The organism is Methylomonas rapida (assembly GCF_024360925.2).
In the GTDB taxonomy this organism is placed as follows: Bacteria; Pseudomonadota; Gammaproteobacteria; order Methylococcales; family Methylomonadaceae; genus Methylomonas; species Methylomonas rapida.
The window spans coordinates 1,353,550-1,378,492 of record NZ_CP113517.1 but is presented as its reverse complement, the minus strand read 5'-3'; the positions used below and the strand labels follow the sequence as shown (position 1 = coordinate 1,378,492).

26 protein-coding genes and 1 pseudogene are annotated in these 24,943 nt (G+C 48.3%); 10 read left to right on the top strand and 17 right to left on the bottom strand.

The genetic code is table 11. The features are described from left to right. The first annotated feature begins 2 nt into the window (after positions 1–2). The 7 genes from NM686_RS06495 (at position 3) to NM686_RS06465 (ending at position 7,938) form a co-directional block, all read left to right on the top strand. Entirely contained in the window at positions 3–947 is a 945-nt protein-coding gene (locus tag NM686_RS06495; protein WP_255187067.1) for a glycosyltransferase family 2 protein, read from the top strand. Further along, a complete protein-coding gene (locus NM686_RS06490; RefSeq protein WP_255187066.1) occupies positions 944–1,732 on the top strand; it encodes a polysaccharide deacetylase family protein in 789 nt (262 codons plus the stop codon). Before NM686_RS06495 ends, NM686_RS06490 begins: the two co-directional genes overlap by 4 nt. Next, positions 1,729–2,691, top strand: coding sequence for a glycosyltransferase family 2 protein (locus NM686_RS06485; protein ID WP_255187065.1), 963 nt, complete (start codon positions 1,729–1,731; stop codon positions 2,689–2,691). The genes NM686_RS06490 and NM686_RS06485 overlap by 4 nt, the downstream gene beginning before the upstream one ends. Beyond that, entirely contained in the window at positions 2,688–3,623 is a 936-nt protein-coding gene (locus NM686_RS06480; RefSeq protein WP_255187064.1) for a sulfotransferase family protein, read from the top strand. Before NM686_RS06485 ends, NM686_RS06480 begins: the two co-directional genes overlap by 4 nt. Before the next feature lie 4 nt (positions 3,624–3,627). Then, on the top strand, positions 3,628–4,557 hold the full coding sequence (locus NM686_RS06475; protein ID WP_255187063.1) for a glycosyltransferase family 2 protein: 930 nt from the start codon (positions 3,628–3,630) through the stop codon (positions 4,555–4,557). A gap of 40 nt (positions 4,558–4,597) precedes the next feature. Next, complete coding sequence (locus NM686_RS06470) at positions 4,598–5,860, top strand: putative O-glycosylation ligase, exosortase A system-associated (RefSeq protein WP_255187062.1); 1,263 nt, start codon at positions 4,598–4,600, stop codon at positions 5,858–5,860. A gap of 518 nt (positions 5,861–6,378) precedes the next feature. After that, complete coding sequence (locus NM686_RS06465) at positions 6,379–7,938, top strand: sulfatase family protein (RefSeq protein WP_269022589.1); 1,560 nt, start codon at positions 6,379–6,381, stop codon at positions 7,936–7,938. Here NM686_RS06465 and NM686_RS06460 read toward each other — a convergent pair. The 7 genes from NM686_RS06460 to NM686_RS06430 form a co-directional block, all read right to left on the bottom strand. Beyond that, entirely contained in the window at positions 7,914–8,345 is a 432-nt protein-coding gene (locus tag NM686_RS06460; RefSeq protein ID WP_255187060.1) for a YcgN family cysteine cluster protein, read from the bottom strand. The two genes, NM686_RS06465 and NM686_RS06460, sit on opposite strands and share 25 nt — an antisense overlap. 1 nt (position 8,346) lies before the next feature. Further along, entirely contained in the window at positions 8,347–9,324 is a 978-nt protein-coding gene (gene ftsX, locus NM686_RS06455) for a permease-like cell division protein FtsX (RefSeq protein WP_255187059.1), read from the bottom strand. Positions 9,325–9,326: 2 nt separating this feature from the next. Beyond that, the gene (ftsE, locus tag NM686_RS06450; protein ID WP_255187058.1) at positions 9,327–9,983 is read right to left on the bottom strand and encodes a cell division ATP-binding protein FtsE; all 657 of its coding nucleotides are present in this window, start codon (positions 9,981–9,983) and stop codon (positions 9,327–9,329) included. Positions 9,984–10,005: 22 nt separating this feature from the next. Beyond that, positions 10,006–10,824, bottom strand: a complete 819-nt coding sequence (locus NM686_RS06445) for an RpnC/YadD family protein (RefSeq protein ID WP_255187057.1) — start codon at positions 10,822–10,824, stop codon at positions 10,006–10,008. Between the two features lie 163 nt (positions 10,825–10,987). Further along, on the bottom strand, positions 10,988–12,955 hold the full coding sequence (gene ftsY, locus NM686_RS06440; RefSeq protein ID WP_255187056.1) for a signal recognition particle-docking protein FtsY: 1,968 nt from the start codon (positions 12,953–12,955) through the stop codon (positions 10,988–10,990). 4 nt (positions 12,956–12,959) lie between these two features. Beyond that, complete coding sequence (locus NM686_RS06435; RefSeq protein WP_269022586.1) at positions 12,960–13,550, bottom strand: hypothetical protein; 591 nt, start codon at positions 13,548–13,550, stop codon at positions 12,960–12,962. Then, positions 13,534–14,229, bottom strand: a complete 696-nt coding sequence (locus tag NM686_RS06430) for an SURF1 family protein (RefSeq protein ID WP_255187054.1) — start codon at positions 14,227–14,229, stop codon at positions 13,534–13,536. Before NM686_RS06430 ends, NM686_RS06435 begins: the two co-directional genes overlap by 17 nt. Positions 14,230–14,367: 138 nt before the next feature. On the opposite strand from NM686_RS06430, the gene NM686_RS06425 reads away from it, so the two are divergent. After that, positions 14,368–14,634 (top strand): twin transmembrane helix small protein, encoded by a 267-nt coding sequence (locus NM686_RS06425; protein WP_255187053.1) that lies wholly within the window; start codon positions 14,368–14,370, stop codon positions 14,632–14,634. A gap of 60 nt (positions 14,635–14,694) precedes the next feature. On the opposite strand, the gene NM686_RS06420 is transcribed toward NM686_RS06425, so the two are convergent. The 10 genes from NM686_RS06420 to bioB form a co-directional block, all read right to left on the bottom strand. Then, the gene (locus NM686_RS06420; protein ID WP_255187052.1) at positions 14,695–15,570 is read right to left on the bottom strand and encodes a cytochrome c oxidase subunit 3; all 876 of its coding nucleotides are present in this window, start codon (positions 15,568–15,570) and stop codon (positions 14,695–14,697) included. A 14-nt stretch (positions 15,571–15,584) separates the two neighbouring features. Then, complete coding sequence (locus NM686_RS06415) at positions 15,585–16,127, bottom strand: cytochrome c oxidase assembly protein (RefSeq protein WP_255187051.1); 543 nt, start codon at positions 16,125–16,127, stop codon at positions 15,585–15,587. A 151-nt stretch (positions 16,128–16,278) separates the two neighbouring features. Next, complete coding sequence (gene ctaD, locus NM686_RS06410) at positions 16,279–17,892, bottom strand: cytochrome c oxidase subunit I (RefSeq protein WP_255187050.1); 1,614 nt, start codon at positions 17,890–17,892, stop codon at positions 16,279–16,281. Positions 17,893–17,946: 54 nt separating this feature from the next. Then, positions 17,947–19,077 carry a cytochrome c oxidase subunit II gene (gene coxB / locus NM686_RS06405; protein WP_255187049.1) on the bottom strand — a complete coding sequence of 377 codons (1,131 nt, stop codon included), beginning with the start codon at positions 19,075–19,077 and terminating at the stop codon, positions 17,947–17,949. Positions 19,078–19,318: 241 nt separating this feature from the next. Further along, positions 19,319–19,714 (bottom strand): bacteriohemerythrin, encoded by a 396-nt coding sequence (locus NM686_RS06400; protein WP_255187048.1) that lies wholly within the window; start codon positions 19,712–19,714, stop codon positions 19,319–19,321. Between the two features lie 56 nt (positions 19,715–19,770). Continuing rightward, on the bottom strand, positions 19,771–20,463 hold the full coding sequence (gene bioD, locus NM686_RS06395; protein ID WP_255187047.1) for a dethiobiotin synthase: 693 nt from the start codon (positions 20,461–20,463) through the stop codon (positions 19,771–19,773). Next, complete coding sequence (gene bioC / locus NM686_RS06390; RefSeq protein ID WP_255187046.1) at positions 20,463–21,224, bottom strand: malonyl-ACP O-methyltransferase BioC; 762 nt, start codon at positions 21,222–21,224, stop codon at positions 20,463–20,465. Before bioC ends, bioD begins: the two co-directional genes overlap by 1 nt. A gap of 29 nt (positions 21,225–21,253) precedes the next feature. Continuing rightward, positions 21,254–22,015, bottom strand: a complete 762-nt coding sequence (bioH, locus tag NM686_RS06385) for a pimeloyl-ACP methyl ester esterase BioH (protein WP_255187045.1) — start codon at positions 22,013–22,015, stop codon at positions 21,254–21,256. Continuing rightward, entirely contained in the window at positions 22,012–23,172 is a 1,161-nt protein-coding gene (bioF, locus tag NM686_RS06380; protein WP_255187044.1) for an 8-amino-7-oxononanoate synthase, read from the bottom strand. Before bioF ends, bioH begins: the two co-directional genes overlap by 4 nt. Next, positions 23,172–24,161 carry a biotin synthase BioB gene (bioB, locus tag NM686_RS06375; RefSeq protein WP_269022580.1) on the bottom strand — a complete coding sequence of 330 codons (990 nt, stop codon included), beginning with the start codon at positions 24,159–24,161 and terminating at the stop codon, positions 23,172–23,174. Before bioB ends, bioF begins: the two co-directional genes overlap by 1 nt. A gap of 71 nt (positions 24,162–24,232) precedes the next feature. Here bioB and NM686_RS21725 point away from each other — a divergent pair. Continuing rightward, positions 24,233–24,418: pseudogene (locus NM686_RS21725) on the top strand (double zinc ribbon domain-containing protein); the annotation flags it as partial. Between the two features lie 63 nt (positions 24,419–24,481). Continuing rightward, positions 24,482–24,934, top strand: coding sequence for a ComF family protein (locus tag NM686_RS21720; protein ID WP_255187043.1), 453 nt, complete (start codon positions 24,482–24,484; stop codon positions 24,932–24,934). Positions 24,935–24,943 lie beyond the last annotated feature (9 nt).

The window sequence follows — 24,943 nt, the reverse complement described above, 5'->3', positions numbered from 1 at the left end:
TCATGAAGCAATCGCTGATTTCCGTCATCATGCCCTGCTTTAATGCAGAACCTTTCGTCGAACAGGCGATAGAGTCCGTATTTGGCCAATCCCACCCCTCGGTCGAATTGATTGTTATTGATGATGGCTCTACTGACGGAAGTTTCCAAAAACTTGAAGAGGCGTGCAAACGTTTTCCTGGATTAAAAGTAATCAGGCAAAACAATCAAGGCCCCTACCCGGCTAGAAACTTAGGGATTGCCTCTGCACAAGGGGATTTCGTTGCCTTTCTCGATGCTGACGACTACTGGTCTCCCGATTGTTTAGAAAAACTATATAACGCAATGACCTCGTCGGATGCGGACATCAGTTATTGTGGTTGGCAAAATATCTCTGAAGTTGATCAAAACGGCCCTCCCTATATCCCCCCTGCTTACGAAGACGAAGACATCATTTCATCGTTTCTGACCAACTGCCCCTGGCCCATACACGCAGCACTAGTACGCAGGGCATTGATTGACAGGGTGAATGGCTTTTCGACTCGCTATTTTAGCTCGATGGATTACGATTTTTGGTTGCGCCTGAGTGCAGTCAGTAAAAAAATAATACGCGTGCCGGAGGTTTTAGCTTTTTATCGCTGGCATCAGTACGGTCAAATATCATCGATTAAATGGAAGCAAGTCATCGATGCCTGGAAAGTTAAAAAAGATTTCTGCAAAAATCATCCTGATAGCATTGCGCACATACCTTATGAAGTACGACGAGAAGTCATTGATAATTTCTTGATCACGCATGCCTATACCGCGTTTTGGAAACGAGATTTGGTTTCCGCTCAACAGCTTTTTCGTGTAATGTTTACATCGAATACATGGCGCATGAAAGACTTGCCTTATATTGCTACGAGTTTTTTAACTTATCGTTTATTTTCAAGCCTAGTCGACTACATCAGCAATGACACAAAAAAATGAATAGATTTATTATTTTAATGTATCACATGATTTCCAAACCTGAATCAGAGCTGGAAATCAAGTACGCATGTCCGCCCGATGTATTCGAAAACCATATGTCGAAATTGAGACATGAAAATTTCAATTTGGTCTCGCTAAAAACAATTGACAATCATATTAATTCTGGAGCCGCAATACCAAAAAACGCCATTGCAATCACATTAGACGATGGTTTCGAAGATAATTATACCAATGCCTATCCCATTCTAAAGAAATACAATATTCCCGCTACTGTTTTTCTAACAACTGGCCATCTGGGCGCATCAAACAACTGGATGACAAAAAGGGGTTTCCCTTTGCGTAATTTGTTGAATTGGGACCAAATAAAAGAAATGTCTAAAAACGACATCATATTTGGTGCTCATACAGTTAATCACCCAGCACTGCCGGAGCTGGATATTGAAAGAGCTTACCAGGAAATCAAAGAATCAAAGAAAACCATTGAGCAAGAGCTAGGCAGGGAGTGTAATTATTTTGCATATCCATTTGGCTTATTTTCGGATCAAAACCGGATGCAAGTCAGAGACTGCGGATTTAGTTTGGCCTGTTCTACCCGTTCCGGATTTAATACTGCTGCGAGAGACCCTTTTTTATTACATAGAATCGAAGTTTATGGCAATGACCCTTGGTGGAAATTGAAACAAAAAATGACTTTTGGAATTAATGACGCCAGCTATTCATTTCCAATAAAATACTATGCAAGCCGACTAATGCATAGGTTTTTCCATGAGGACACAAAGCCATGAAACTTAGCGTTATAATCTGCACTTATAATCGCTCGCATAATTTAGGCGAATGTCTAACAAAGCTTGAAAACCAAGACATTCCAAACAATATCGATTGGGAAGTTAACATAGTTGACAACAACTCAACCGATGAAACTCAATCGATCATCAATGATTATGCAAAAGTTTCAAAATTAACCATAAACTATTTTTTCGAAGAACAGCAGGGCCTATCTTTTGCACGTAATACAGGCATTAAACGTTCAAAGGGAGAGTATTTAATATTCATCGACGATGACATCAGAGTCACTCCGAATTGGCTGAACGCCATCTATACAACGTTTGAAAATCAGAACTGCGATGCGGTTGGCGGACGAATTCATATTGAATCTGCTGAACGCTTACCGACTTGGATAACTCCAGAGTTATACGGTTTTTTAGGCCACCAAGATTTTGGTCCATTACCCCATGCAATGGATGGCATCACAGAATGCCCTTTCGGTGGCAATATGGCAATAAAACGACGAGTTATTGATTTAATTGGATATTTTGATGTCAATCTAGGCCGTAAGGGCGAAGGTTTAAAAAAAGAAGAACTATTCAAAGGTGAAGAAACTGATTTTTTTGATCGATTAGCGAAAGCGGGCGGAACGTTTTATTACCATCCTGACGCCTTGGTCTATCATAAGATTCTGCCTCACCAGCTTAAACGGCGTTTTTTTCTACGCTTACATAATAATGCGGGTATATTGCAGGCCAATAATGACCAATCTTCTTATAATCGCCATGTGTTCGGCATCCCTTTATTTGTTATACCACAACTTATTAGAGCTATATGGCGATATATAAGTGTGAGCCTCTCCTCCGGGCTTGATAATTCTTTTCGACAGTTGATGAATGTATATTATTTTTTAGGCATGATCGAAGGGTACTTTCATAAGTTTTGCCAACAGCAACGGACATTAGGGATAAGTAAATGATTAGCACAAATCCGCCTGTTTTTATAGTTGGTGCCCCGCGCTCCGGAACGACACTGCTCCAATATATGCTTAAATCGCATCCTGAAATATCTTTACCTACGGGAGAATCGCATTTTTTTATTCCCTTTTACCAAAGACGTTCGGAGTTTGGCAATCTCAAAAATAAAGACAATTTGAAGGCGCTTTTGGACGAAATATATCAAGCCAAGAAACATTTCTTTGATGATGATTTTCATGGCATCAGATTTGATAGTGAAATACTGGCCGATCGCCTCCATGCCATGGAGGTGTCGACGGTTCAAGACACCATATCTGCATTATTTCAGCTGAATGCACAAGCCGAAGGTAAAAAATATTGGGGTGAAAAAACACCTTATTACATATTGCATTTAAGTACAATAATGGAAATGTTTCCTGACGCTCGTATTGTTCATATAGTCAGAGACGGAAGGGACTGCGCTTTATCCATGCTGGAAAGACGATGGGACTTAAGGATTTTTAATATTTACCATGCAGCTTATATTTGGAATAAGTACGTCACTTCTGGCTTAGAATTTGGCAAAAGAAACCCGAATATTTATTTTGAACTAAAATACGAATCTTTACTAACGACACCGCAAGAGGTTTTTCGAGAGTTATGCCATTTTTTGAATATAGAATATAGTGACTCACTGATAAACTTTAAAAAATCCAGTGAGACGGGCAAAACTCCTTTATTGACTCAGCCTCTACAATCGAATAACACGCATAAATGGAAGAGCAAGTTCAATAAAAAACAGATCAAGCTGTTTGAAGCAATTGCAGGAACGACGCTTTCAGCTTGTGGATACGAAACATCCAATCAGTCTTACAAACTATCAACATCAGAGTGGTTCATCAACGAGTCTCATATAAGACTCTGTAATATTTATAGCAGATTATTTTTAGATTGAACTCATGACAGACATGCAATTGAATGTTGTAATATGCACTCACAATAGAATCAATCTATTATTGAATGCAATAAAATCCATCTATTCAGCCACGATTCCAAACCAAATAAATATAAGGTTACTAGTCATTGCAAATGCATGCACCGATAATACGGTCATTGAGCTGGAAAAGTTCAAACAAGCTTCTCATGTCAATAAGTGCATTTTTCTGAAAGTCGAGTCTGAGCCACGTCCCGGAAAATCTCATGCTTTAAACAAGGCTTTAAATGTAATAAACGATGGCTTTATTTGCTTCATCGACGACGATCAAACAGTCGCGCCTGATTTCTTTGAATCCGTCGTTAATGCAATAGTAAAGCAACCCAATATATCTATTTTTTGCGGCAGGATTTTTCCGGATTGGCAAGGGGACGAGCCTTCATGGATTTTTTCCGAAGATAAATATCGCATTTATCCTCCACCTATCCCTGTATTTGACTTGGGGGACACTCCATTCCTAATACCCGATGAATGCCAATCACTCCCTGGTGGAGGGCATACAATTGTCAAAAAAGAGGTATTCGATAGAATAGGAGGATTTTCGGAATCTCTAGGGCCAATCGGACACAATTTAGTAGGCAGCGAAGATACTGACTTTTTTTATCGCGCGGTAAATGCCGGCGAGAAAATTTATTATTCACCTGATATTAAGCAACTCCATTATGTAGATAAGAATAGACTTAAAACAACATATCTTCTGCTTAAAAGTTTTCAGCGCAACAGATCATTTACCGCCTCACGACAAGATAAAGCCAACCATGCCCCGCTTTATCTTTACAAAAAACTGCTGTTAATTTTATGCAACATTCTTGTATCGTTTGATATGAATAGATTAAGGTTTTACCTCATGCGATTTTTCTCAACCCTGGGAGAAATAGCCGGTTACTTTAAATAAGCAACAACAATGCGTCTTTAAACTTCATAAAAAATGACCCATGCGTGACATAGTAGTTTTGCTTTTTTTAATTTACTTGATATTTGATTCAATAAAAACCCCATGGCATTCTGTATTAGCGCTAGCCATCTTTAGCTATATGAATCCCCATGCCTTCGCATGGGGTTTTGTGCGGTCACTTCCTGTTTATTTCATTCTTTTTTTAATTAGTTTTGGCCTCTATTTAAAAGAAAAGGACAAACAATCCATATTTTTTGACTGGCGGGTAAAATTTTTCATTATTTTATGGTGCTATTTTATATTAACTACGATATTCGCGACGGTACCAGATTACGCTTTAGAAAAACTCAAAAGTGTTAGCAAAATATACCTCCCTTTTCTTTTTACGCTTTCGATGATCAACACCCGATACAAACTATATTGCTTAATTGCAACAATCGGATGTTCTTTCGGCTTTGTAGCGTTTAAAGGCGGTATTTTTGCAATAGCTCACGGATTTTCTTACAGAGTATGGGGGCCTACTGGGACTCAATATGCAGGTAATAATGAATTTGCGTTAGCCACCATTATAGCCATACCTCTGCTTGTACTTCTTTTTACCGAAACAACCCACAGTCTATTCAAGAAATTTCTGCTATTTGCCATCCCGATTTGTATTGCTTCCGCAATTTCATCATGGTCACGGGGCGCTCTACTTGCTTTGGTAGGCTCTGGAGGTTACCTGCTTTGGAATAGCAGATATAAATTGATTTTGATACCTGTAACTTTACTTGGCATATACATTTTAATACCTTATTTACCGCAAGAATGGTTCTCTCGTATGGATACCATTAATACGTACGAAACCGATGAATCCGCAATGTCCAGAATTCAAGTATGGACTGATGGCTGGAATTATGCCAAAAGCCATCCTTTTTTGGGCGCAGGATTCGAAGGATGGATATTTGTTAGTCAACGTGACTGGCATAGTGCTTATGTTGAAATTTTTTCTGAACATGGTTTTATCGCTTTTTTTATTTGGCTATCTATGCTGCTCGGCAGCTACATTAGCCTAATTAAATTACCCGTTGTTACAAAGAGTTATCCAACACTGAGCTGGGTCTCTAATTATTGCAAGGCAATAAAAGCATCTCTACTTGCATACATGATAGGGTCTGCCTTCCTGGGCGTTTCTTATTGGGATTTACTCTATCATTTGATCTTTATTTCTGCATTGATAAAGAAATTCGCATTAGAAGAACTCAAAGTCGTACAAAAAATAAATATTGAAAACAAGAATCCACATTTACGACATCTTTATTAAACATGTTCGATATTTTTTATTTAATTTTTCTTACTCCATTTGCCACTTCTTTATTACTCACTACCATATTAGCCACATTTGCTTTCAATAGTTATAGCCGAACAGGCCCAAAAATAAAAAAGGCCATTGAAAACCACTTTCGCGCATACGCAGTTTTTGCTTTTTTTAGGATTCTAACCTGGTCTTTCATAGTTATTAGTATAGTTTCAGCCCCCGGGCCTTTAATGCTATACGCAGAATCAGTTTTCTTCGATTCCAATTCACTGACATGGACAAACTGTTTCCTCGCCTCATTATTATCTTTTACCATTACATCTTCTTTTGCATTTTCACATAATCTCCTTTACATCCCGGCATCCCTGCAATTATCCAGCCAATTTCGTTTTTCTCGCCTTACACCTCTCTGGCGCAATCTAAATCCCACTAGAATATCAATATTCTGTGCAGTGTTGATTGGCACTTTATCCCCCATATATTTATTTTTAGCATATTGGGCATTCTCACACGACATGATATTAATGGCTTTGTATGTCTGTGCCTCGTTCACCTTTTATCTCGCTTTACTTCCTATTCATAAAGCTAGAACTTCTAAAATCCCTGTTTTGCCTCGAGAACCCATTAAAAACAACATTATCCTTATAGGGGTAGACACTTTACGCGCCGACAAACTTGGAGGACTTGCGTATCACAGGAAATTAACACCCAATATCGATAAACTCTGCGAACAAGGTGTGCTATTTGAAAATTGCATTACACCATTAGCGCGTACAGCTCCTAGCTTAACGTCTTTTTTAACAGGCCTTTGGCCGCATAATCATTTCATCAGAGATAATTATCCAGACCTAGCCGAAAGCAAGCTTTCATGCAATAGCTTCATACAGTCGTTAAATAAAAATAATTATGTAACTTGCGCAATATCTGATTGGGCCGGCGCCGACTTCAAAAAAATAAATTTTGGCTTTCAGAAATTATCAGTTCCTGATGATCAATGGAATTTAAAGCTGTTACTTAGACAAGGCCCTGCCTATTTACGACTTTTTTTGTCTTTATTCACTCATAACAATTTTGGTAACCGATTTCTACCGGAAATATATTATCTAGCCGGCAAACCATTGACTAGTCACTTGGGACGTGAATGCCGTAATACCATTTCTGAACTTGCAAAAAAAAATCAACCTTTTTTTATCAATTTATTCACTTCAACCACTCATGTTCCCTTCGGCTCCGAGTATCCTTATTACAATTTGTTCACGCCTAAAGATTACACCGGTGACTCCCGCTTCATCATGACAGATCTCAATACGCCTGAACAAATCGTGGAAAGCCAGGAATCGACGGTCGAACATCATGATTTAAGTCAAATAATCAATCTATACGATAGTTGCGTCAAAGAATTTGATGACGAGGTGGGTAAGATTATCGACCACATCGATAAATGCGGCTTAAGAGACAATACTTTTATCGTGATCTATAGCGATCACGGCACAGATTTCTTCGAAACCGAGTGCTGGGGTCAGGGAAATACGTTGATTGGCAACGATCCCAGTGCCCGCATACCATTGATCATTAGCGGTCCGGGCGTACCTAAAAACGTCAAATTCAGCCACGTTTGTCGAACAATCGACTTTATGCCCACCATGCTGGATTTATTGGGCATGGAGATACCAAAAGATATCGATGGCGTTAGCTTGGCTCCGTATTTGAAAGATAATTCAAATCCAAATTTATATGCCTACCAGGAAACCGGCGTTTGGATGGGAAAAATACCTGGACAACACCCCGACCAGATTACATATCCTGACATTATCGAATTACTGACCATTCCCGATATAAAATCTGGCACCTTGGTCATTGATGAGAAATACTATCCAACAGTAATTCAAGCCAAAAATCGTTCCATTCAGGATGACCGCTGGAAGCTTGTTTATATTCCAACCTATCATGGCGCGGTTTATCAGCTCTATGATCTGAAAAACGATCCCTATCGTAACGTTATTGATCACTACCCGGAAATCGTAGCCGAACTACAGCCGAAATTGGACGAATGGATATCTCATTCCAACCATTCGATTATATGATCTTCCGGATCATCCACCTGCGATTCCTTGACCGCATAGCTACTAATCGACACGCCCGCATCTTTGACGGATTCGGAAGTGCCGGAAACCAACGGGTGCCAATTCGGTAGAGGCTTGCCGTCGATCAATAAACGATACGCGCAGGTGGAAGGCATCCAGCGGTATTCGGTAAAGTCGTGTTGCTTCAAATCTATGCATTCAGGCACCAGCGTGCAGCGCTCGCTGTAGCGGGTGCAACGACAGGTTTCCAGGTCGATCAGGTCGCAAACCACACTGGTAAAAGCCAGTTCTCCGGTATCTTCGTCTTCCAGTTTGATCAAGCAGCACTTGCCGCAGCCGTCGCAGAGAGACTCCCACTCTTCAGTGGTCATCTGTGCCAGTGTTTTCGTTTCCCAGAATTTGCTCATGTCACTCCGGCTTGATCAGGCGCAGTTGGTAATGCAACACCGCCCAGGAACCCAATACCGCCAAGCCCGAAGACAGCATCAGCATCAGGATGAATTCGGAAAAACTCAAGTACAGCAATTCAAAGGAACTGTTGTAAAGCGAGGACAACTGTTCGACGGGTGATTCCAGGATCAACAGCATGATGGTCACGATCAGCCAGGCGGAAAAGCCGGCAATGAAACCCAGCCAAAAACCGGTGTATAAAAATGGCCGCTGGATGAAGGCATTGGTGGCGCCTACCAGTTTGGAGATAAACACTTCTTCCTTGCGATTATGCAATTCTAAACGAATGGTATTGCCGGTGATGAAGGTTACGGCAAAACCCAGCAACACGGAAACGACGGTGACGCCGCGACTGGCGATACGCATGATGGCTTGCAGACGTTCCACCCATTGCATGTCGACTTGCACGAATTCGACTTCCGGCATGCGTTTGAATTCGGCCATCAGGTTATCCAGCGCTTCGCGGCTATCCAATACGTCTTTAGGCAATACTTGAATCACGTTGGGCAAGGGATTGCTGTCTAGCGCGTTCAAGGCATCACCAAAACCACTGTTGGCCTTGAATTCATCCATCGCCTGCTTTTTGCCGATGAATTTGATGCTGTCGACGTTGGCGTTTTGCGCCAATTGTTCCGCCAGTTTTTGTCCTGCCACATCGTTGATGTGATCTTTCAGAAACAACGACATTTGATTGCTGGTTCGCAAGTTGCCGGTCAACTGTTGAATATTGGCGACGACGATGTAAAAACACCCCGCCAGCGCAATCGCCACGGCCAGGACGATTACGGTCATCGTCGAGGTGAACGGCGTGCGGCTCAAGCGCCCCAGGCTGGAAAACAAGCCATGGGCGTGATTAAGCATGTAGGCGTGAAATTTTTCTTTCAGCTTGTCTTGCGGGCGTTTGCGCACGATTTGCTTATGCCGGTTTCGTCTCATGCTCAACTCGTTACCAAATGGCCTTTATCGAGGTGCAATACCCGGTGCCCCAGGCGGTTGATCAGTTCGATATCGTGCGTGGCGATCAATATCGTCACCCCGACCTGCATGAACTGTTCGAACATGTGCATGACTTCCGCCGACAATTCCGGATCGAGATTACCGGTCGGCTCATCCGCCAAAATCAATTTCGGTTTGTTGACGATGGCGCGAGCAATGCCGACGCGCTGCTGTTCGCCGCCAGACAAGGCTAATGGGTGTTTTCTTTCCTTGCCCAACAAACTGACTTTATCCAGTGCCGCCCTCACCCGTCGGCCGATTTCCTGATGGGAATGCCCGGATACGACCAGCGGCAAGGCGACGTTGTCGAACACGGTTCGGTCATTCAACAGCTTGTAATCCTGGAAGATCAACCCTAGATTACGGCGCAAATACGGGATTTTACTGTCGCCAATGCGCGTGATGTTTTTACCGTCCAGCATCACGACCCCACGGGTACATTGCTCCATCATTGCAATGAGTTTGAGCAAGGTACTTTTACCGGCGCCGGAGCGTCCGGTCAGAAACGCCATTTCGCCGTGCGCCAAATGAAAGTTGACGTCTACCAGGGCGTCGCCGGCATCGGGATAGCGTTTGCTGACGTGCTCGAATCTTAACATCGGATGCTTTCAAGCCTCGTTTTCATGAAAGTAATTTTTCTATTTCGGCCGTTTCCAGTTCGGTAATCTGGGCGATTTGTTCAATGGGCATCTGTAAGGCCAATAAGCGCTTGGCAACCAGGAGGGCTTTGCGTTTTTCGCCCGTTTCGATGCCTTTTTCCAACCCCATTTTAAGGCCTTTCTTTTCGCCCATCACAAAGCTGGGTAATTTTTCGATTTCAACCTGTAACATTGCAAACTCCTGCTGTATATCGATGTCGATGTTTCGGTTGCTGGCCAGAATTTCCAGCATGCTGATATATTCACGCAGACTTCTGGCGTCGTGCCGCGTCAATTGCATCAGCTTGCTCAATAAGTCGTGAACGACGCGCGACGCGGATTCCCCCTTAAAATCACACAGAATCGCCATCACTATGGCATCTGGCGTATCTTGCGCCATAAACAACTTATAGTCTATCGCGTGCATGTCGACTAACCCATAGCGATAGTTCAATTGCCTGGATTCAATCCCTTCCGGGATGGTCAACCGCTCTTCACCGATATACAACAGGTATTGAAAAACCTCTTCGCCTGGATGATTCAAGCGAATATCGGTCAAGTATCGCAGCATCCTATCCGGCATATCGCCACGATTTTGATTTTGAATTTCGATATGCAGTATAAAACGCTGTCCCTGTTTATCCTTGACCTTGGCGGTCAAATCCGCGCGCCGGTCTTCGACCCGCTGTTGTTCGGTTTCAATCAATTCGACCTTATCGAGCTCGAGCGCGAACACATAGGTCGCCACATCGATCAAGATTCGCTTGAAAACCTGCTTGGATATGATGTCCTTATGACCCATGCACGCCCTGGTTGTTTTGATTCACGCCGATCATCCTAGAAAAAGCTTTTGCTCCACGAAAAACACAAAGCCTACCGTGAACTCAACCGAAGGGAGCACGGAAAATTTCAAAGCTTACTTTCGTGTATTTCGTGCTTTTCGTGGACTACCGATGTTTTTAGGATCACTCTTTTGCAAACAACGCATCGACGAAACTTTTGGCGTCGAAATCCTGTAAATCTTCGATCGCTTCGCCGACGCCGATAAAGCGAATCGGTTTCTGCAATTGGTTGGCCAACGCAAAAATAACCCCACCTTTCGCGGTACCATCCAGTTTGGTCAACGCAATACCGGTCAAACCCACGGCCTGATCGAACAGGCGCGCCTGCGACAAGGCATTTTGACCAGTGCCGGCATCCAGTACCAGCAAGACTTCGTGCGGCGCCGTTGCATCCAGCTTGCCCATGATGCGCTTGATTTTACTCAATTCGTCCATCAAATTGGACTTGGTATGCAAACGCCCGGCGGTGTCGGCGATCAGCACGTCTATGCCTTTGGCTTTGGCGGATTGCACGGCGTCGAAAATCACCGAAGCGGAATCCGCGCCGGTATGTTGCGCCACCACATGAATGCCGTTGCGCTCGCCCCAGGTTTGCAATTGCTCGACGGCGGCGGCACGGAAAGTATCCCCGGCGGCCAGCATCACGCTATGGCCTTGCGCCTGCAAGCGATTAGCCAGCTTGCCGATCGTGGTGGTTTTACCGGCGCCATTGACGCCGACCACCAAAATCACGAAGGGGCCTTCTTGCTTGTCGATTTGCAACGGCTGGCTGCAGGGTTGCAGCATGTCGAACAAATTCTGTTTCAGGGCCGTGGTCAGCGCATTGACATCTTTCAACTGATCCTTTTCCAGATTGTCTCGGAGGTGCTTGATGACTTGGGTCGTGGTCTCGATTCCCAGATCGGCCATGATCAAATTGGCCTCGACATCGTCCAGCAATTCCCGGGTAACAGCGCTTTCACCAAAGGTCAAACTGCCGATCGCATCCCCCAGGCTACCGCGGGTTTTTTTCAACTGCGTTTTCAGGCGCTGATACAGCGATTCCGGCTCTGCGGTAATTTCCTTGCTGACGATTTCTTCGACGGGCGCTTCAATCCGCACTTCCACTTCCGCAGCTTCCTCGCCCGGAAACGCATAGCGGCTATAGAAATAAATGCCCAAAATAGGCAACATCAGCAATGCGGCAAAAGCATTGTGCGCCACCGCAAGACTCAGCGGAACGCCGTGCTTGACGGTAAAAATACCCAGCACGATTTGCACCAACAGCAACGCACTCAACAACACGCCGCTACGGCGAACGCCTTTGGGGTGATGCTCCGAGGTCGCCGACAACATCAGCATCGACAACACTACGAAGGTGATGACTGCACCCAGGCGATGCAAGGCATGAATCGCGGCCTTGCCGGCCGAGGATAACGCTGCGCCATCCTCGGCGAAAACATCAAAGGCATCCGCGCTTATCTCGGGCAACCACTGACCTTGGCAACGCGGTAAATCGGTACAAGCCAAGGCAGCATAATTACTGCTGACCCAACCGCCCAACGCGATTTGCAGGCTCAACACCAACATCGCAAATAACGCGAACCATTTAGGACCCGCTGCAACGGTGCGTAAGCTTGCCTCAGGATGACTGCGCAGCCAGGTCCAACTTATGGCCCAAAAAGTCATGAAGCCCAGCAATAAATGCAGCGTTACGATCAAGGGCATGACTTTTAGCTGGACCGTCCACATGCCCAGCGCCGCCTGCAAGCCGATCAATGCCAACAAGCCACTGCTCCAGCCTATCATCGCGGCGCGTTGTTGCTTTAGGCGCCAGGCCAGCGCGAACATCGCCAGCACCAGCACGCCCAGGGCGCCGGCCAGATAGCGATGCGTCATTTCTTTCCAGGCTTTGCCGGTATCGACCGGACTATTTGGAAAACTGGCTTGCGCATCAGCCTTGAATTGCGCACTGTCGCTAACCAATGCCTTGCCGTAACAACCCGGCCAATCCGGGCAGCCCAAACCGGCATCGGATAACCGGACATAAGCCCCCATGACAATGACGATCAGCGCCAGGATCGCGCAAAACAAACTCAATTTTCTAAACATGTGTTTAACCGATTTGTGAAATTCTCAATAACTTGCTCAAGTCGTTTCTGACTTTATAGGGATCGTATCCGGCCGCGTATTGCATCATCAAATTGCCCAAGGGGTCCATGATCAACAAGCCGCCGGGTTCCGATTGATGAATCGAATGATGGAGCGTGTCTTTCAGCGTTTGCGACGGTACAGCTTTCAATAAGCGGGCGTCCTCCTGCCATGGTTTGGGCAAGGGCGGATTGGCAGGCTCAAGCAGCAGCGCCAAACGACGAATGCGGGCAATGTCCTTGCCCATCATCAGGGTAATTTGCTGGGTTTTGTATAGGCCATCCTGGCACGCTTGCTCGCACACCCCTTGCCCTATCACATTGATCAGGATCCAATGTCCCTTGAGCTCTTTGATGTTGTCGGCGGAAAAAGCGTCATAGCCCTTAAAATCACTGGCCTGCGTGGTCACTGGTGGCGTGATCAATTCGCCATTATTGGTCCCCAGTTTGACCTTGTTAGGGTTCTCCGCCAGAAACCAGGCGATCACAAACGGAATGACTGACATCGCGAAAATCACCAAAATAGTGATGCGATTTTTTTTAAGCTGATTGTTCACTGCGATTTCTTGTACTGATCCAAATAAACAGCGCGGTCAAGGTCAACGCCAAAGCAAACCATTGTACTGCATAGGCCACATGTTTTTCAGGCGGGATGGGCACATTGATTTTCCAATCCCGCTTGTAGCCTTCTTCTGCCGCTGGCTCCAGTTCGAATTGATAGCCTGCAAGCGGGTAACCCAACTTTTCCGACAACACCGTGCTGTCGACCAGTTGCACCACTGAAGGCCAGCTATCGCTTGGAATTTCCGCGCCTTTCAATTTGATGCCGACCGAAGGAAACTGATTGATACGCCCGCTGACCTGGCGTGTTACGGCAGCAAAACTCACATCGGGCAGGACATTTCTATCTTTACCCAACGCTACCCAGCCTCGGTTCACCAACACTGCCGTACCCTGTCCTTCCGGCACAAAGGGAGTCAATACGTAATAGCCATTTTTGCCGTCGACGATTTGATTATCCAGCAGGAACTGATGGGCATTGTCATAACGCCCCTTTAGTCTGGCTTTGCGATATCTGACCGCATCTACATCGATGATTTGCTGTTGGTTCAAATCGATCGAACCGGCATCGAGAGCCGCCTGTTGCTGCGCCAACAACAGCCTTTTCTGTTCCGAGCGCGCCAGTTGCCAAAAACCCAAACCACAGAGCAGCGTCATCAGCACCGTGTAAATCATGAGACCAGTCCAGGAAATCCGGAAGGGTCTATCAAACAAAGTCAAGTTCATAGGAGTTTCGCTTGCTGCGTTAAATTGATTGGCAAGACGGCTTGAATCATCCAGAATGAAGGGCTCCATTTCTTTCCACGTATCGCCATGACCATAAAAATTGTTGCCATCGTCATTTTTATCGCCATTGTCGCCAGCCTGGGTTCCGCGTTATTTCATTTGGTCAAACGCGGCGATGAGGAGCAATCGCGCAAAACCGCCAAGGCCTTGACGTACCGGATAGGCTTATCGCTGGTGTTGTTCATTGTCTTATTTCTCGCGCTTGCAACGGGCTTATTCAAGCCCAGCGGTATCGGCACTCGCATGCAACACGCCAAACCGCAGAACAGCGAACAGCCCGCCGCGCCGCAATAACTTTCAGTCAAAAAAAAAGCGCGAACCAGACGGGACGCGCTTTTTTGGGTTTACCAGCAATTACATGATGTAAACGAAGATAAACAAGCCCAGCCAGACCACGTCAACGAAATGCCAGTACCAAGCGGCGGCCTCGAAGGCGAAGTGGTTTTCCGGGGTAAAGTGGCCCTTCCAGCTTCTGAACAATACCACCGACAGAATGATCGCACCGACGCAGACGTGGAAACCGTGAAAACCGGTCAGCATGAAGAAGGTCGAACCATAGATACCGGAACCCAGAGTCAAGCCCATTTCATGGTAGGCTTCGTAATATTCGGTAGCCTGGAAAGCGACGAACAAGAAACCCAAGCCGACAGTGGCCAGCAAACCTTTGATCAATTGATCGCGGTTTTTCGCCAATAAGCCGTGGTGGGCCCAGGTGCAGGTCACGCCACTGGACAACAGCAACAAGGTGTTGAGGAACGGCAAACCGAAGGCCCCCATCGGTTCGAAATCACCGCCGACATTGCCTGGGCCATTGGTTGGCCAGGCTTCCTGAAACGACGACCACAATACCTCGTGGGTAGAACGGCCAGGACCGCTGACGAATCCGGTTTCACTCAACCAGGGAATGGACAGATTCCGTGCGTACCATAATGCGCCGAAGAACACACCGAAGAACATGACTTCTGAGAAAATGAACCACATCATGCCCATGCGATAGGAAATCCCCACGCCGTGATTGTACATGCCGGATTCGCTTTCAGTGGCCTGCAACGCAAACCACATTCCCAGCATCACGATGAAAGTGGCAAAACCGATCATCATCATGCCGGAACCGATGGACGAACCGTTCAAATAATTAGCAAATCCAGCCAGCATAAACATCAGGCCAGCGGTAGCCAATACCGGCCAGACTGCCTTATGCGGGATGTAATAAGCGCCGTGTGTAGACATAACCTTCCCCTTTGTTAGTTTTCAGTATTGTTAGTTTTATCAAAAAATGTATACGACAATGTAATGGTTTTATAGCGTTCCGGCAGTTTCGGATTCACCACGAAGCGGACCGGCATGGTCTTTTCTTCATGCGCTGCGAACGTCTGCAATTCAAAGCAAAAACATTGCACCTTTTTAAAAAATTCTTCCGCAAGTCCCGGCGCGATGCTTGGAATGGCCTGCGCTTTTATTGGCGTTGGCAGGTTGTTCCTGGCATGGAAATTCACCGTGTAATACTGCCCCGGATGAACCTTCATGCTGTGGGTTTCCGCCCGAAAATCCAGGGGTGTCGACTCGTTGACCGCGGTAACGAATTCAACCGTGACTTCCCGATTTTGATCGACGACAAAGGCGGACTCCGCTTCGCTAGCTTCTTTCAATTTGGCGTTTTGCCCGGTGATATCGCACAGCACATTGTAAAGCGGCACCAGTGCGTAACCGAAACCGAACATCAGCAGAGCCACGACCACCAGCTTTTTAACCAGCTTGAGGTTTTTCTGCCTTAGCTCTTCGTTCATTGCGAAATCGCCTTCAGCACTGCAAACACATATATCGTCAATGCTATGGCCACCAGGGCCACGGCGGTCAGAATGTTTTTTTTCTTCGTATCCATTTTCTTTGAGCCCCCACCCCTGCGGGATGAAGGCTCAACCTCGTTAATATCCAACCTTAAATGTGCTCGGTTGGAATGACTTCAGGTGGCGTAGTAAAGGTATGGTATGGCGCAGGCGATGGCACAGTCCATTCCAGGCCGTGTTTCGCGGCGTCTTCCCACACTTCCGCCGTTGCTTTACCGGTACCGCCTTTGATGGTGTCGATGACGATATAGACGAACAGCAATTGGCTAAAACCGTAAATGAAGGCACCGATACTGGAGACCATGTTCCAATCCGCGAATTGAATCGCGTAATCCGGAATCCGGCGCGGCATGCCGGCCAACCCCAGGAAATGCTGCGGGAAGAACAAGATGTTCACGGAAACCGCGGACAACCAGAAATGCAGTCTGCCAATTTTCTCGTTGTACATGTTACCGGTCCATTTTGGCAGCCAGTAATAACCCGCCGCCATCAAAATGAAGACCGATGCCGGTACCAGCGTGTAATGGAAGTGAGCCACGATGAAATAGGTATCGTGGTATTGGAAGTCACTCGGCGCGACGGACATCATCAAGCCGGTGAAACCACCCAACGTAAACAAAACGACGAAGGCAATCGAAAACAGCATCGGGGTTTCGAAAGTCATCGAGCCCTTCCACATGGTTGCAGTCCAGTTGAATACTTTCACGCCGGTCGGAATCGCGATCAGCATCGTCGCATACATGAAGTACAACTCCCCCGCCACCGGCAAACCGACGGTGAACATGTGGTGAGACCAGACGATGAATGACAGGAACGCAATCGCGCCGGTCGCATAAACCATCGAGGAATAGCCGAACAGCGGTTTACGGGCAAACACCGGAATGATGGTCGAAGCCACGCCGAAAGTCGGCAGAATCATCACGTACACTTCAGGGTGACCGAAGAACCAGAAGATGTGTTGGTACAGCACAGGGTCACCACCACCGGCCGCATCGAAGAAACTGGTGCCGAAGAAGCGGTCGGTCAACAGCATGGTGACCGCGCCCGCGAATACCGGCATGATCGCGATCAACAAGAACGCGGTGATCAACCAGGTCCAGACGAACAGCGGCATTTTCATCAAGGTCATGCCAGGCGCGCGCATGTTGAAAATGGTCGCGATCACGTTGATGGCGCCCATGATCGAAGAAATACCCAGCAAATGCACCGCGAAAATGGCAAAAGGCAAGGCTTTACCGGTTTGCAAAACCAGCGGCGGATACAGGGTCCAGCCCGCGGCGGGCGCGCCGCCTTCCATGAACAAGGTGCTGGCGATCAGCAAAACGCCAGCGACCAACATCCAGAAGCTCATGTTGTTCATGCGCGGCAAAGCCATATCGGGCGCGCCGATCATCATCGGAATCATCCAGTTGGCCAGGCCGACGAAAGCCGGCATCACCGCGCCGAATACCATCACCAGCGCATGCATGGTGGTCATGGAGTTGAAGAAGTTGGGATCGACGAATTGCAACCCCGGCTCGAACAATTCGGAACGAATGATCAAGGCCATCGTGCCACCGACAAAGAACATCGCCAGCGAGAACACCAGATACATGGTGCCGATGTCTTTATGGTTGGTGGTGATGATCCACCTTAAAATACCCTTTTGCGGGCCATGGTCGTGGTGATCGTGATGATCATCATGTTCAGCTACAACAGCAGACATAGTTTTTTACCTCAACAAATATTGAAAAATGAGTTAGACGAGAAAGCCTGGGCTTTACTCATCGTCGTCCCATTTAGGAGTGATTTGGTTGGGTTGAATTTCATCACCCACGCTATTGCCGATTTCAGGCGAGTTACGGATATACGTAATCAGTTCCGCCAATTGATCATCCGGCAGTTTGCGGAAAGACGGCATTTTGCTGGTACCAGCCTGGATGAAACCGATCAATTGATCCATGTTGCCGGTGACTTTGGCGCTGCCTCTCAATGCAGGATACCAGCCAGAGATACCGTTACCGTCGATTTGGTGGCAAGCCACGCAGTTTTTCAGATAAACGGATTCGCCTTTCGCCATCAATGATGAGCGGGTTTGATCGCTCAGATCAGGCGCTTGATTTTGTTTGGCCAAGGTTTCCTTCACCCAGGCGTCATACTGCTCTTGCTCCATCGCAATCACGACGACAGGCATGAAGCCATGGTCACGTCCGCACAGTTCGGTACATTGGCCACGATAGGTACCGGGTTTTTCGATGTAGGTCCAGGCTTCGTTGATGAAACCGGGGTTGGCGTCTTTTTTCCAGCCCAGATCAGGCACCCACCAGGAGTGAATCACATCGGCGGCGGTAAACAAGAAGCGGATTTTCTTTTTGGTGGGTACGACCAAGGGTCTGTCCACGTTCAACAAGTAGTTGGGCACGGAACGCGGGTCCATCGTACTGACGCGGTGCACCTTTTCGCTGGCTTCGTCCAGATGGCTTTCGAAATGAACCCCGCTATCCAGGTATTCATAGTCCCAGTACCATTGTTTACCAGTGACTTTGATGCTCATCTCGGCTTCCTCGACCTTGTCCAGATCGATAACGGCTTTGGTGGCAGGAATCGCCATCGCCACCAAAATCAAGGTGGGAATGATGGTCCAGATGATTTCAACGGTGGTGTTCTCGTGAAACTGCTCGGCTTTATGACCTTTCGATTTCCGGTGATGGTAAATCGAATAGAACATGGTGCCAAATACACCAATACCAATGAACACGCAGATCCACAGAATGAGCATATGCAGGTCATATACTTCATTGCTGAGTTGCGTCACCCCTTTCACAAGGTTGAGTGTGTAGTCCGCCTGTGCGGTTCCGAGGCCCAAGGCCATCAAAACCAAACACGCAAGCAGTTGCTTTGTTTTCTTCACGGAGCAGCCTCCTCGATTGTAGTTATAAACTCGTATGCGTATATCTTCTTGTAATTTTGCAGCCTGCAATCGAGCAGACAACGCTTCCATTTACCGATAATTATCACAAATTAACCGGTTAATTTTAACCCATGACTCCCCGCTAAACCAGAAGAGCTTTTCCCGATGTGGCAAATAACATAAAAAAGCCCGCGAACATTGCTATTCGCAGGCTTTTATTTCCCGATGAAAAACTATCTGTTTACTTTAATACCGCGGAATACGCCTTGTCGAAGGTGGGAATGTGACTGTCCAGCCAGTTTTTGACCATCTGCCCCACTTCGTCGGTAACATCGGCTTCGCCGGCGTGAAATTTTTTCTGCAAATCGGCGCAAATCCCGACCAAGGCCTCGTGTTCGGCTTTGTGCTTGTCATAACCACTAAAACCGGCCGCCTGCATTTCCTGCTCTTCGTGGGCAAAATGATCGACCACGTAAGCAATCAACGCATCCAGGGATGCGCCGATGGTAGAGCGCGCCGCGCCACCGGTCGCGTCGTCATATAACTTGTTCAACAAACCAAACAAGGTTTGGTGCTCTTGATCGGCAAAACCGACATGGGTGCCGTATTGTTCCGCAGTCCAAGTAATTAACGCCATGGCTTACCTCCAGTGATTGTTTTAATGGAGGCCGCATTGTCTTGATATGCGCAACGTTACTTATTGATCTGGATCAAGAAATCTCCAGTTTCCATCTTGATGAACTTGGCCAGAACCTCGAAATCAGGGCTGTCGAGATGCGGCAAAACACCCAGCAACGGCGCCTCAATCCTGTCAGCCAGATACTCCAGATTGGCTTGAAATTCGCGCATTACGGGATCGATTTCAACTGCCAGCCAGCCGGCCAATCCAACTCCGGCTTGCAATATGGCCCGATAACTCAACAAGGCATGATTGATACAACCCAGCCGCATGCCTACCACCAAAATCACCGGCAAACCCAGGGCTTGAGCCAAGCCGGCATTATCGAAATCCCGACTCAACGGCGAATGCCATCCGCCCGCGCCCTCGACCAAAACCAGATCGCTGATAGTTTGCAACTCCCGGAAAGCCTTCAAGATGGCTTCCATTTCCACCGCCGTATCCCCGCACGCGATATGCGGCGACACCGGTTTTTCAAAGGCGTAGGGATTGACTATTGGATAGTCCATTGCCAGCGAAGCGTGTTGTTGCAACAGCAATGCATCCTGATTTCGCCAACCGTCCCGCGTCCACTCGCAACCGGCCGCCACGGGTTTCATCCCGACCACCCTCAGGCCTTGAGCTTGCAACGCGCACATCAACGCCACGCTGGACCAGGTTTTACCCACATCGGTATCGGTACCGGTAACAAAAAACCCGCTCTTCATCAACTCAAACCCGCTTGAACAAAAATAATTTCATAACTGGCGACGATGTCCGCCCCAGTCATCAGCCGCCGATACTCCGACATCATTTGCGCCAGCCGACCTTTCGTCGTTGGCTTGGGGTTACGGCCATGATTGACGTTGTGCGCGCCTATGCCCTTCAACTCCCGCATCAAGGCCTGAACACTGGGATAATAAGACCGATACAACGAACTATCGACGTCAATCGACTCGAAACCGGCGCCCCACAAAAAACGCCTGATGTCATCGGCCGCATGAAAATGATTCACATGCACGAAATCATCGACGGCGGCCCAGGCGGCCTTCAATTCATGCAAGGTTGCCGGGCCAAACGTGGCAAAAACCAGTTGCCCATTGCCTTTTAAAACGCGCCCAAAGCCCTTGAGAGTCTTCGGTAAATCCTGCGCCCACTGCAAGGCCAGATTGGAATAAATACTATCGATGGAAGCGCTGGCAAACGGTAGATTTTCCGCATCGGCACAGAGATGGCGCGCGATCAAATTTGGGTAGTTACGCCGACAGGCATGCAGCATCGGCAGGGCGATATCGAGCGCAATCAACGGCTCCCCCATCGTCCTGATCGCCAGTTGATTCGTCAAGAAGCCAGTACCGCAACCGACATCCAGCCACACACCGGATCGATCAGCCAACGGAAACCGTTCCAGCAATTCCAGCCCAACCTTACGCTGCAGCGCGGCCAAACCGTCATAGCTGCCGGCCGCGGCGGCAAACGAACGCTTCACTTTTGCCTTATCGGGACACACTAGCTCGATCACAATAATTTTCTGATGGCCGCGATCAGGGGTTCGGCATGGGATAGAAACGGTGCATGCCCCGCAGAAGCCAATACTTGCACGTCGATCGCCGGATTCAAGCGCTGTAAGGTTTGCGCGCTCGCCAATGGAATCAAGGCATCCTTGTCACCAACGATCAAATGAACTGGCAGACGATTACGCAACAGAAACTCGCGCAAATCGCTAGTCCTTAAAATATCCAGACCGGATTGCAACACGTCGACGCCGGGTGGGGGACATTCCAGAATCGCCGACTTCAACGTTTGCAACAGCGTCTTGCCATGCGCCAAGCCATTGACTTGCAAAGCCAAAAAACGAATCAGCGTCTGCGAAACATCGACCTTCAGCAGTTCGGCGAAATTATCCAGGGTTTCCGCCTTGACGCCGGGCCAGTCCGGTTTCCGCACGAAATGCGGATTGCCGGCCAAAACGATCAATCTTTGCACGCGCTGCGGAAAACGCTGCGCCATGTCCATCGCCACGGTCGCACCCAACGACCAGCCCAAGACCGTGAATTTTTGCACCGGAATGGCTTTTAGCAAGGCATTGCCAATCTGTTGCAAGGTAAAGGGCTCGATGGCTTCGCTACGCCCGTGTCCCGGCAAATCGACGCAAATGACCTGGCAATGCCGGGCAAGTTGCCGGGCAAAATCGCGCCAGACACCGCTATGCATGGCCCAGCCATGTATCATCACCAATGCGGGGCCTTCGCCGTAAACCTCAGTATGAATTTGACTCATTTCATCACCTTGAGCAACGCCTCCAGCAAGGCATCAACATGATGAGGTTCATGTGCGGCGGATAAGGTTACTCGCAAACGGGCGGTACCCGCCGGCACGGTGGGCGGTCTGATCGCAGACACCCAAAAGCCCTGCTCCAGCAAGGCCGCGCTAGTGTCCAGGGCACGTTGACTGTCTCCAACGATTATCGGCTGTATCGCCGTAAACGAATCCATCAACTGCAGTTCCAATTGCTCGGCGCCGTGTCTAAATCGCGCCACCAAGGCCTGCAGCATTTCGCGTCGCCAGGTTTCGCCTTGCAACAAACGCAGACTGGCCCGCGTTGCCTCGGCGACGGCAGCCGGCAGTGCTGTGGTAAAAACATAACTTCTGGCTTTTTGAATCAAGTACTCGATCAGATCGCTGGAACCCACCACAAAAGCGCCGAAGGTGCCGAACGCCTTGCCCAAGGTTCCCAACAACATCGGCACATCATTCTGAGATAAACCGTAGTGCTCGACGATGCCGCCGCCCGAGTTCCCGAGCACGCCAAAGCCATGGGCATCATCGATCAACAAGCCGGCTTGATGCGATTTCGCCAATGCCGCCAGCGCCGGCACATCAGCCAAATCGCCGTCCATGCTGAATACCCCATCGCTGACGATCAAGGCCTTTTCTGTACATTCGGCCAGGCGCTGCGCCAAATCAACGTTGTCACCATGCCGATAACGTTGAAACCGCGCACGCGACAGCAAGCCGCCATCGAGCAGCGAGGCATGGTTAAGCCGATCTTCCAGTACCGTATCATTCCGCCCAAGCAACGCCGAAATCACGCCGAGATTGGCCATATAACCGGTGGAAAACAGCAAAGCCCGTTCGCGCCCTGTGAATGCCGCCAGCTCTTCTTCCAGGCCATGATGCGCGCTACTATGCCCGCAAATCAGATGCGCCGAACCACTGCCGACACCATAACGGTCGGCGGCCTTGCGAAACGCCGTGACCACGTCGGGATGATTAGCCAAGCCCAGATAATCGTTGCTGCAAAAATTGACCACCGACCTGTCGTCGACCTGCAACAAAATCCCTTGCGGGCCATCGACGATGCGGCGACTTCGATACAGGCCCTGTTGTTTCAGGCTTTCCAGCTGGCCGGAAAAATCGTAAAAACCATTAGCCATCAGGTGTAACTGGAGCCGCCCATGTGCACGCCCAAACGCTCGAACAATTGCTTGTCGTGATTGGTCATTGGATTGTCGGTGGTCAGCAGCTTGTCGCCATAAAAGATCGAATTGGCGCCCGCTAAAAAGCACAAAGCCTGCATTTCATCGCTCATGTCCTTGCGCCCGGCGGATAAGCGCACCCGCGATTGCGGCATCATGATGCGCGCCACGGCGACGGTACGCACGAATTGCAAAGGGTCCAGTTTTTCGGTGCCATGCAACGGCGTGCCCTCCACTTGCACCAACATATTGATAGGCACGCTTTCGGGATGCTTGGCCATGTTCGCCAATTGCATCAGCAACTTGGCCCGATCGATTTCCGACTCGCCCATGCCGACGATGCCGCCGCAACAGACATTGATGCCGGCCTCGCGCACGCGCTCCAGGGTATCCAGCCTGTCTTGATACGTGCGAGTCGTGATGATTTCGGAATAATAATCCTCGGAGGTATCCAGATTATGGTTGTAATAATCCAGCCCGCCTTCCTTCAGGGCTTGGGTTTGCTTGTCGCTCAACATGCCCAAGGTCACGCAGGTCTCCAGCCCCAAGGCCTTGACGCCCTTGACCATCTCGACCACACGCTCGATGTCTCTATCTTTCGGGCTACGCCAGGCGGCGCCCATGCAAAACCGTGATGCGCCCTGCTGTTTGGCTTGTTGCGCGGCCTTCAATACTGCATCGACCGGCATCAAGGCTTCCGGATTGAGATCGGAATCATAACGCGCGCTTTGCGGGCAGTAACCGCAATCCTCGGAACAGGAACCGGTCTTGATGCTCAACAAACTGCTGACCTGAATTTCATTCGGATCGAAATAAAGCCGATGCGCACTTTGCGCTCTAAACAGTAAATCATTGAACGGCATGGCAAACAGGGCTTCGACTTCCGCCAGCTGCCAATCATGGCGCAACGACGCATCGATTTTGATCGATTCCGGGACGACAGACATTCTGATACTCTCCAAACTGTGCAGGCAAAACGGCGAACCGAACCGCTTATCAACCTATTTCAAAAATAAAAGTGAACAACTGGCTGAATATTATACAGAACAAATGGCTGCCGCCGCGCTGTATCTTCTGTGGGCAAGCAGGATTTGATGGATTGGATTTATGCCGGGCTTGCTATGACGATTTAAGCAGAAACCTGCACTGCTGCTATCGCTGCGGCGAACCCTTTGAAACAGCGATATCAACGCCGCAACTTTGCGGGCGCTGCCTGAAAAAATCACCCCACTTCGATGAAACCCACGCGCCCTTTCTCTATGATGATTTGCTGCGATTTCTGATTACCCAGTTGAAATTCAACCAGCGCTATTTACACGCCCGCCTACTGGGCAACCTGCTGGCAACCCATCTTGAGCAAACGGCGGAGTTGCCGGAATGTATCATTCCCGTGCCCTTGCATCGCAGACGCTACCAAGAACGCGGTTTCAATCAATCCCTGGAAATCGCCCGCCATCTGGCCAACCGGCTATCGATCCCGTTGGACTTAAACAGCTGCATACGCAACCGGAATACCGCTCATCAAACCGAATTGCCGGCCAAACAGCGCAGAAAAAACCTGAGAAATGCTTTCAGCGTAATCAGCCCTCTAAACCATCAACACATCGTCATCGTCGATGACGTCATGACCACCGGCGCCACCGCCGACGCGCTGGCGCAAGCACTAAAACACCATGGGGTTAACCGGGTAGACGTCTGGGTATGTGCCAGGGCTTGTTAGCCTCCCTAC